The organism is Mesorhizobium sp. M6A.T.Ce.TU.002.03.1.1 (assembly GCF_003997275.1).
GTDB lineage: Bacteria > Pseudomonadota > Alphaproteobacteria > Rhizobiales > Rhizobiaceae > Mesorhizobium > Mesorhizobium mediterraneum.
In genome coordinates, this window is record NZ_RZTI01000217.1 from 1 (window position 1) to 5587 (window position 5587).

General features: G+C 63.2%; 4 protein-coding genes. All 4 read right to left on the reverse strand.

Features of this window, described 5'->3' with window-relative positions:
• Positions 1-881 (reverse strand): serine hydrolase (locus EOC93_RS32315; RefSeq protein WP_164759370.1); only part of this gene is annotated, 881 nt, incomplete at its 3' end.
• A gap of 51 nt (positions 882-932) precedes the next feature.
• Complete coding sequence (locus tag EOC93_RS32320) at positions 933-2915, reverse strand: ABC transporter permease subunit (RefSeq protein WP_127206632.1); 1983 nt, start codon at positions 2913-2915, stop codon at positions 933-935.
• Positions 2912-3997, reverse strand: a complete 1086-nt coding sequence (locus EOC93_RS32325) for a glycine betaine/L-proline ABC transporter ATP-binding protein (RefSeq protein ID WP_127206633.1) — start codon at positions 3995-3997, stop codon at positions 2912-2914. The genes EOC93_RS32320 and EOC93_RS32325 overlap by 4 nt, the downstream gene beginning before the upstream one ends.
• A gap of 76 nt (positions 3998-4073) precedes the next feature.
• Positions 4074-5048: an ABC transporter substrate-binding protein gene (locus EOC93_RS32330; RefSeq protein ID WP_127206634.1), complete on the reverse strand. Its 975-nt coding sequence runs from the start codon at positions 5046-5048 to the stop codon at positions 4074-4076.
• Positions 5049-5587: the final 539 nt, after the last annotated feature.

Consider the following 5587-nt stretch of genomic DNA (forward strand, 5'->3'; position numbering starts at 1 on the left):
ACATAGACCATCTGCCCGCCATACCCCCACCCGTAGAAGACCGCTTCGCCCGCGATCTGACGCATGAACCAACCATAGCCATAACCGTCACCGGTGAAACGGGAGGCGGTGCGTGGCTGCCAGGAGAGCTTGATCCAATCGGCCGGCACGAGCTGCCGTCCGCCGCGGCTCATCCCGCCGCTGCGGTAGAGCTCGCCAAAGGCGAGCAGCGAGCGCGGGCTCATGGCCATCTGGTTGCCGCCGAGACAGATGCCCTGGGGGTCGCGGTCCCAGGCGGCGACGGAAAAGCCCTCCTGCGGCCCCAGCCATTCGCGTGCCAGTTCCAGCGTTGAGCGGCCGGTCCAGCGCGTCAGGATCGCCGAAAGGAGATGGGTCGAGCCGGTGGAATAGAGCATGGCACCGCCCGGTTCGTCGTCGAAGGGCATGGCGAGCGCTGCCCGCACCCAGTTGTCGCTTGCCACCCAGCGCCCGTAGTTTGGGCCGGAGGTCCGACCCAGCCCTGCTTGCATGGAAAGCAGATGACCGATCGTAACCTGCTGGAGCCGCGGATCCACATCGGCGGGCAGGTCGGCCTGAAGAAGCGGAGCGATCTTCTGGTCAATGCCTTGGAGCATGCCCTTGTCGATGGCGATGCCGACGAGTGCGGAGATGATCGACTTGGAGGCGGATTTTATGTTGGCCGGACGTGCCGGAGAGTGGCCGCGATAGCCACGTTCCGCCACCACCGCGCCCTCATGCGCGATGGCAACCGTGCGCAGCGGCGTCAGGCGCTCGGCCTCATCAAAGAGCTTTTCAAGCCGCTCCTCCAGGCCATCCGCACCATGAGCAGCGACGGAAAGGATGAGGAGGAAAGCTAGAATCACTGTGGGGCGCTTCAGCATGAAGCCAGCTTGGGATGCATTTTGGGCAAGACGAAGGTGGGGCGCGCGATCCTACCCCAATCTTGCCCGTGCCTTCGCCGTCCAGGCGTTGAACAGCCGGTCGGCGACGATGCCGATGAAGGCGATGGCCAGCCCGGCGACGATGCCGCGGCCGGAATCGGCCTTGGACAGCGCGATGAACACCTCCTGGCCGAGATCGCGTGTGCCGACCATGGCGCAGATGATGATCATTGCCAGCGCCATCAGGATCGTCTGGTTGACGCCGAGCATGATCTCAGGCAACGCTAGTGGCAGCTGCACGCGCAGGAACGTCTGGCGCTTGGTGCAGCCCGACACCTTTGCCGCCTCGATCAGTGCCGGCGGCACCTGCCTGAGGCCGTGATTGGTGTAGCGGATGGCCGGCACCACGGCGAAGGCGACCGTGGCGATCATCGCCGTCACGTCGCCGACGCGGAACAGCATCACCACCGGAATGATGAAGCAGAACGACGGCAGCACCTGCAGCGTGTCGATGACCGGCGTGACGATCTTCTCGACGCGGTCGCTGCGCGATGCCATCAGCCCGATCGGGATGCCGATCAGGCAAGCGATGAAGGCCGAGATGCCGCAGAGGTAGACCGTCGCCATGGTTTTTCCCCAGAGACCGGTCACCGCGCAGAAGACGGTCAGCGCGGCGACCAGGGCGGCCAGGCGCAGGCCGCCGAGCTGGTAGCCGGCAAGGCCAAGCAGGAACACCGCGCCCAGCCATGGAAAGCCTTCGCAGAAGGCGCGCACCGGGTTCAGCACGTTGAGAATGAGGGCCACGCGGAACGCTTCGATCGTGTCGAAGAAGTTGATCGTGATCCAGCTCACCGCTGTCTTCCACAGGGGTGCGGTGGTGAAGGTGATCACCTTCGGCACCGCGGCGAAGGCCGGCACGAACAGGCCAAGCAGCGTCGTGGCCGCAAGGACGGCGATAGCCAGCGTCAGATTGGGGTAGCGCCGCCAAAAGCTCGGGCTCACCTCCTGATAGACATGGCCTTGCGCGTGATTGCGCGCGATCGCCTGGCTTAGCCGGTCGAGCGCGATTGCCAGCGCCACGATGGCGAGGCCGGCTTCCATCGCTTCGCCGACCTTCAGCGCCCTGAGCGCCAGCAGCACGTCGTAGCCGAGGCCACCGGCGCCGATCATCGAAGCGATAATCACCATATTGAGCGCCAGCATGATGACCTGATTGACGCCGACCATCAGCGTTGGACGCGCCGAGGGCAAAAGCACGCGCCACAGTTTCTGGCGCGCCGTGCAGCCGGCCATCGCGCTGAAATCGTCGATTTCGGACGGCACCCGCGACAGCCCCAGCATGGTCGCGCGCACCATTGGCGGCGTCGCGAAAATGGCCGTCGCGATCATCGCCGAAACCGGGCTGTTGCCGAACAAAAGCAGCATCGGGATCAGATAGGCGAAGGTCGGGATGGTCTGCATCAGATCAAGGGCAGGGGAGATCAACAGCCTCTCCGCCCATGGCTTGCGCCACGCCCAGATGCCGACGAACAATCCGGTGACGATGCAGAACGGCACGGCGATGGAGATCAGCCCCAGCGTCAGCATGGCGCTGGTCCATTGGCCGAACAGCGCAATGTAGAGAAAACAGCCGCCGACCAGCGCGCCGAGCTTCCAGCCACCGGCGGCGCGTCCGGCCAGGAATGCAGCGATGCAGACGCCGACCCAGGACAGGCGCGGCAAGACGATCATATCCGCGCCACGGCCGATTTTGAAATTCTTGGCGAGCAGATTGAGCGCGAAATCGAGCGGCACGCTGAGCGCCGCGGTGATCGACCGCGTCAGCCAGGAAAAGTTCGACTTCGTCAGGTTCATCAGCGCGCTGACCCAGTCGGCGACGGGAACGATTGCGCTGGCCGGATAGTTGACGGCCCATGGCAGCCTGTCCTGCAGCAGGAATACGGCAAGCACGGCGGCGAGGGCGCAGGCCCAGACCACCAGCCAGATCTGAACCGGCCGCGATCTCGCCTCGCTGGTGCTTGCCGTTACCGTCATGCGCCGGCCCCGGGACGCTCGATGCCGGCCAGAAGATCGATCACCGCTTGCGGCGTGACCTCGCCGATCGGCTTGCCGGTGCCGTTGACCACCGCGAACGGCTTGCCGGCGGAGACGATGCTTGCCGAAAAACTTGATATCTTGGCATCCGGCGCAACCGCGCCGCCATGCTCGGTGCCGTCGCAGGCGCGCATCAGGCTTCGCGCCGAGATCACCTTGGCGCGGTCGACGTCGCGGGTGAATTCGGCGACATAGTCGGTCGCCGGATTGACCACCAGCTCTTCCGGCGTGCCGATCTGGATGACCTCGCCGTCCTTCATGATGGCGATGCGGTCGGCCAGCCGGATGGCCTCGTCGAAATCATGGGTGATGAAGACGATGGTCTTGTGCAGCATGGTCTGCAGCCGCATCAGCTCGTCCTGCATCTCGCGGCGGATCAGCGGATCGAGTGCCGAGAACGGCTCGTCGAGAAACCAGATTTCCGGCTTGGTGGCGAGGCTGCGGGCGATGCCGACCCGCTGCTGCTGGCCGCCGGAAAGCTCACGCGGATAGAAATGCTCGCGGCCGCGCAGGCCGACAAGCTCGATTACTTCCCGCGCGCGCTTCTCGCGCGTCGGCCGGTCCTGCCCCTGGATGCCCAGGGGAAAGGCGATGTTCTCCAGCACGTTCAGATGCGGCAGCAGGGCAAAATTCTGGAACACCATCCCCATGCGGTGACGCCGCAGCTCGATTAGCGCGGCATCGGAGATCTTCAGCAGATCCTTGCCCTCGAACTCGACCTTGCCATGCGTCGGCTCGACCAGTCGCGACATGCAGCGCACCAGCGTCGACTTGCCGGAGCCGGACAGGCCCATGATGATGAAAATCTCGCCTTGGCGGATTTCGAGGTCGACGGCGCGCACGGCGCCGACCAGCCCGGCCGCAGCGACGTCCGCCATGCTGGCCTTGCCGTTGCGTTGGCGGATGAAATTGGCCGCGTTCGCGCCGAACAGCTTCCAGACGTTGCGGCAGGCAAGTTTTACCGGGCGGGCATCGTTTGGCATGCCTGCCGCGTGCGGCACCTGTTCAGTCGTATCGGCCATGCAGTCGTCCTTCTGGAATATGGGATAGAGACCCGGCCATGAATGACCGGGTCTCGCAGTTTTCCAGTTGGAACGATCACTCGGCCCAGGCTTTCCAGTCGGCTTCGTGGGCGGCGATCCAGGCAGCGGCGACGTCTTCCGGCGTCTTGCTTTCGAGATCGATCTCGCCGCTCATCTTGTTGAGCTCGTCGGTGTCGACCGTGTAGTTTTTCGCAACCTTATAGGCGACCGGCCATTTGTCCTTCATGCCGGCCCAGGAATATTTCCAGATCTCGCCATGCGGCTTGCCGCAGTCATATTTGGCGTCCGGGTTCGTGCCCCATTTCGGATCGTTGTAGCACTCCGCCGTATGGTCGGGGAATTCGACCCATTCGCCCTTGTATTTGGCTGGCGCCCAATGTGGCGAATAGACCCACAGCATGATCGGCGCCTTGCGCTGGTAGGCCGATTCCAGTTCGGCGAACATCGCCGCATCGGTACCGGCATGGATGACGGTGAAGGGCAGCTTCAGCGCCGCGGCACGCTCGTCGTCGAAGCCTTCCCATGTCACGGGGCCGCCGAGATAGCGGCCGTTCGGCGCTGTTTCGGCGGTCGAGAAGGCTTCGGCGCATTTCGGGTCCTTCAGCGCTTCCCAGTTCGGCAAGCCGGGGCATTTCTCCTTCATATATTCGGGGTACCACCATTCTTCCTTGGCCTTGGGCCCGAGCTTGCCGAGGCGTTCGGTCTGCCCGGTCGCATCCGAGGCCTTCATAGCTTCGCCGGCCGTCGTGTCCCAGAATTCCATGGCGACAGAGAGGTCGCCATTGGTGAGGCCGGTGGTCAGGCTGGAGAGATAGTCGGCGGTCGGGTACTCGACCGTGTATCCAAGCTTTTCAAGAATGCCGCCGAGGATCTTTGCGTTCAGATTGACACTGGTCCAGTCGAACAGCGCGATCTTGATCGGGTCGTTCGATTCCGGCGCCGCAGCCTGGGCCGAAGGCGTGAATGCACTTGCCGCGGCAAGTGTTAAGGCTCCCATTGATAGTCTCGAAATCATACTCCGCAGTGACATGCTTGTTCTCCTGTCAAGCTCTGGTGGAAGTTATCGTTCGTTCCCTTCTTCTCGTCTTTTTTGATTGTGTTGGAAAAGCTGGTCGTTGCGCAAGGCCGTAGGCACTACATTGCTGCCGGCGCAGACGGAATGACGCCCAATTTGATGAAGATGTCGTGCGGGACGGGTCGCGTCATGGCTGCAGTGCTGCCGAAGCAGTGATCCGCGGATCGATCGCCGGTCTTTCGGCGCCCTCAAGCTTGCGAGCCATCAAGGTCCCATGATGTCGGCTGTCGGCGATCACCGAAGCCATTTTTCATGGGATGAAATTATATATACCAACGTTCATGTTGCGCAATGCATAATGCTATTCGCAGGCGGGTAAGGCGGGCTCCGAAGGAGGATCGACGGCGTTGCGCCTCGCGCGCCTCTTCCTTCTCCCCTTGTGAGGGCTTTGCACGGGGAGCGAAGTGGAGTTCGGTGGTCAGTGAGGGCCTTTTTGAAGGCCGGCAGAGCGGTTTTCGGCGGCCCTTGCGGGGCCTTTGTCGGTTTAGGCAGCC

What these genes read in the sequence shown, in the direction of transcription:
- EOC93_RS32330 (WP_127206634.1), bottom strand. Translation starts at nt 5,048, where the DNA reads ATGTCACTGCGGAGTATGATTTCGAGACTATCAATGGGAGCCTTAACA.
- EOC93_RS32325 (WP_127206633.1), bottom strand. Translation starts at nt 3,997, where the DNA reads ATGGCCGATACGACTGAACAGGTGCCGCACGCGGCAGGCATGCCAAAC.
- EOC93_RS32320 (WP_127206632.1), bottom strand. Translation starts at nt 2,915, where the DNA reads ATGACGGTAACGGCAAGCACCAGCGAGGCGAGATCGCGGCCGGTTCAG.